This is a genomic window from Candidatus Aminicenantes bacterium, assembly GCA_026393795.1.
Taxonomy (GTDB): Bacteria; Acidobacteriota; Aminicenantia; order UBA2199; family UBA2199; genus UBA2199.
Genome location: JAPKZL010000168.1, coordinates 1 through 3,393, shown reverse-complemented (window position 1 = coordinate 3,393; position 3,393 = coordinate 1). Strand labels below are relative to the sequence as shown.

Below are 3,393 nucleotides of genomic sequence, written 5' to 3'. Positions count from 1 at the left end.
TAAAAAGCGGTTGTCGCCATCTTCATAACAAACTCTTTGATCTGTCATTCCCAAGTCAGTCCTTGAACCGTTTTCGGGATCATATAAAAAGAATGAATAGTTTACTTTTTTTGCAATCTTTACTATTTCAAAAAACAATATTTCACCTTGAAGTGAAATATCAACAAAAAGTTCTTTCGAGGGATCAATTGGCAAAACCGTTTCTTTTCTCGTTTTCAGGCTGTACATCGCAAAATGATCTTTTTTATTTTCCCAAAAAGTATAGAAAATCCGTTTATTGTCGGGAAAAATCCAATCGCGAACATAAAAGGATTTTCTCGGAAGTTTTTGCATAAAAGTTCCGTTCTTGTCCATGATATACCAGCCATCTTTATTGGCACCCAAAAACCACTCTCCATCATGAGACCAGGCTTCTCCCCCGACCGGATTGCCGTAAAAACAATGTTTTTTGTATTTGCTATCTCAATTTTGGACGGATCGTCCCCGACGTCCAGGTATTGAGCCAGAAGACCGGTCGCGGCCATTAATATAAATAAACCAACCAATACCAACTTTTTCATATTCATTAGTTTACTCTTATTGCATCTGCTTGAGTATCATTCATTCGCAAGCAGCGTTTTTATTTTCTCCGCCGTCAAAGGCGCCGAGCCCTCGTAGTGGTTGTTGATGTTGATGTAGACGGTTTTCCTGCGCTTGCGCAACCGCCCAACCATGCCAACGATTTTCTCCAGCTCGTCGTCCTTGGGCTCGATGATCAGGCTCCAGTCGTCGTTGCTCTTCAGCTCCATCCCCTTGCGGTCGCTCCCCATCAGGCGGATGACCGACGTATCGGTCAGCAGTTCGCCGAACGTCGCCTCGATCTCCCAGACCGGGGGCATATAGTAGCCCTGGCAGAAGATGTGGTGCACGTCGTGTTCGCCCAGGAGCTTGAAATAGGCGTCATCGAGAAACTTGGGATTGCGGCATTCGATGGCCAGCGGCACGGCCCGCGGCCGGCCTTTCAAAAAGGGCTCCAGCTTTTCCAGGAATTCGGTCTGCGAGCCGATTTTCTTGCGGTTCAGGTACTCGAACTGCAGCATCACCAGCCCAACCTTGCCGGTCAGCGGCGCCAGCCGTTCCAGGAAATCGTTGTACAGCTCGAGCGAGAGAAAATGGGGATTGACCGTAAGTGGTGCCGCTTTGTCCTTCTGGTAATGGTGGCTTAGGCTGATGCTGTTGGGGGCCTTGACCGTAAAGCGGAAATCGTTCGGCACGGCGCCGGCGTAGTATTTCACATCGGTTTCTTTCGGCAGCGCGACCTTGTCCCCGGCAAAGAGCGACCAGAACCACTGGTCGACCTCGACCGTGTCGAAATGATGCGCATACTCTTCCAGAAAGTCGAACGCCCCCTTCTCCGGATAGACGATCCCGCGCCAGGAGTCGTACTTCCAGCTGCAGGTTCCGATCCTCACTTCCGTCATGCTTAGATTATAACCGTGAGGAAAAAGAGAATAAAGCGAATACTCTAGAAAATCCTGTCAGGCAAATAAACGTGCGAAGTTGATAACAACCTAAAAAATGTTAAAATAGCTCCATGAACACAACCAACTGGTACTCGCAACTGATCAAACCGTCATGGGCGCCGCCGTCGTGGCTTTTCGGCCCGGTATGGACCGTTCTTTATGTTTTAATCGCAATTTCCTTCGGCAAGGTGTTTTGGATGGCCGCCAAAAAAGAAATTGCCATGATTACTGCATTGCCTTTCGCCCTGAACCTGATTTTCAACTTCGCGTTCACGCCCTTGCAATTCGGGCTGAAAAACAATCTGTTGGCGGCGATAGATATTTTGCTCGTTCTTGGCACGCTTATCTGGGCGCTCTACGCTGTCTGGCACGCCGCGCCCGGGATTCGTTGGCTGGTCTATGTCAACATCCCGTATCTTCTCTGGGTAACATTCGCCACCTGTTTGCAATTGACCATAACGTATCTCAATGCATAAACCCATGGCCACTATACTCATCACTCTCGTCGCCGTCATTGCGCTCTGGTCTATCTGGGGATTTTTTGGTTCTCGTGTCGAGCAGGCGGACTATGCCGTGGTGAAGAGAATGAACGGCTACGAAATACGGGAATATCCGGCGCATATCGTGGCGCAGACGACCGTGCAAGGCTCCCTCGGAGAATCCATGAGCAATGGTTTTAGAATTGTGGCAGGATATATCTTTGGTGGGAACACAAAAAAGGAGAGTATCGCCATGACCGCGCCTGTGGTCGCCCAAAAAGGAGAGGGCTCTCAGGCGTCAGAGCGTATTTCCATGACAGCCCCAGTGGTGGCGACGGCCGTGGGCGACTCCCAGGTAATATCTTTTGGTATGCCCCGCTCTTACACGCTTGAAAAATTGCCGAAGCCAACTGATCCGAGAGTGAAGATCGTATTGGTTCCTGCCAAGAAATACGCCGTGATGCGGTTTTCCTGGTATCGATCGGATGCACGAGTTAAACGTATGCAAGAAAAATTACTCTCGGCGCTTGCTCGTGATGGAATTGTGGCGGAAGGGAGCACCGCCTACGCCGGATACAATGCACCGTGGACACCGCCATGGATGACGCGCAACGAAGTATTGGTTGAGATAAAATGAACATGAATTCGATCCATGTGGGTGGCTGGGGGCCAGTCTCAAGATTAGAAATACTCTCCTCGCCATGGTGAGGTTTTTCGCATTCTTCATGGATGGCTCAAAGGCAACTGGTGATTAAAAGCGAATTTTCAATATTGAGACGTTACCCCGAGCATCATGCTTTTCGTTTATGATGTGGGTGCGACTTTTTCGAGTAAAACAGTTTCTCCTACTGAAACTTTGAGTCCCTTGTTTGACCTGTAAACATATTGACCTGTGGAATTGTCGATTTTTAATTCTGGAATTTTGTAATTATTGATCATTTCCTTGATGAATTCATCTATGGGCATTGCACAGGAATTAAATAATTCACAATAAAATCGTATTTCGCAAACCTGGCCGTCTGCACAGATGAAATCCAGTACCATTTCCCCATTGGTATTGGAAACCGAATAGCGCTTGCCGGTTATTTGCGAAACCGTTCCCATTGCCCTTGCCTTTTCCAGGGCTTGGTCATAAGGCATGCCAAGATAAAAGCCCTTAATCACCAATTTTTCCGGACTGATGTTGGAACTTGAACAGCCCGTAAACACTGCCCCGAGAAGAACCAAAACAATCAACGCCATAAAAAATCTTTTCATGTTTCACCCATAATTTTAGGTAATTGTAAAAGATTTTGCACCAATTTAAGATGGTGCGATGGACATAAGAAGCTTTGAAAAGCTTGTCAGGACTGAAAACACGGCCAAGCGTTATTTTAAAAAACTGGTGTGGAAAAACTACCATGTTTTCTGCA

At 47.5% G+C, this 3,393-nt stretch carries 5 protein-coding genes; 2 read left to right on the top strand and 3 right to left on the bottom strand.

Translation table 11 applies throughout. The features are described from left to right. Both NTW95_07965 and NTW95_07960 read right to left on the bottom strand, forming a co-directional pair. Nucleotides 1–384, bottom strand: a 384-nt coding sequence (locus NTW95_07965) for a hypothetical protein (protein MCX6557345.1), incomplete at its 3' end; no start/stop codon positions are given. A gap of 212 nt (nt 385–596) precedes the next feature. Beyond that, nucleotides 597–1,460, bottom strand: coding sequence for a DUF72 domain-containing protein (locus tag NTW95_07960; GenBank protein MCX6557344.1), 864 nt, complete (start codon nt 1,458–1,460; stop codon nt 597–599). A gap of 113 nt (nt 1,461–1,573) precedes the next feature. Here NTW95_07960 and NTW95_07955 point away from each other — a divergent pair, with 113 nt between their 5' ends. Together NTW95_07955 and NTW95_07950 are read left to right on the top strand one after the other, a co-directional pair. Then, entirely contained in the window at nt 1,574–1,978 is a 405-nt protein-coding gene (locus NTW95_07955) for a tryptophan-rich sensory protein (GenBank protein MCX6557343.1), read from the top strand. Between the two features lie 4 nt (nt 1,979–1,982). Then, nucleotides 1,983–2,618: a heme-binding protein gene (locus tag NTW95_07950; protein MCX6557342.1), complete on the top strand. Its 636-nt coding sequence runs from the start codon at nt 1,983–1,985 to the stop codon at nt 2,616–2,618. A 167-nt stretch (nt 2,619–2,785) separates the two neighbouring features. On the opposite strand, the gene NTW95_07945 is transcribed toward NTW95_07950, so the two are convergent. After that, nucleotides 2,786–3,238, bottom strand: coding sequence for a hypothetical protein (locus NTW95_07945; GenBank protein ID MCX6557341.1), 453 nt, complete (start codon nt 3,236–3,238; stop codon nt 2,786–2,788). Nucleotides 3,239–3,393 lie beyond the last annotated feature (155 nt).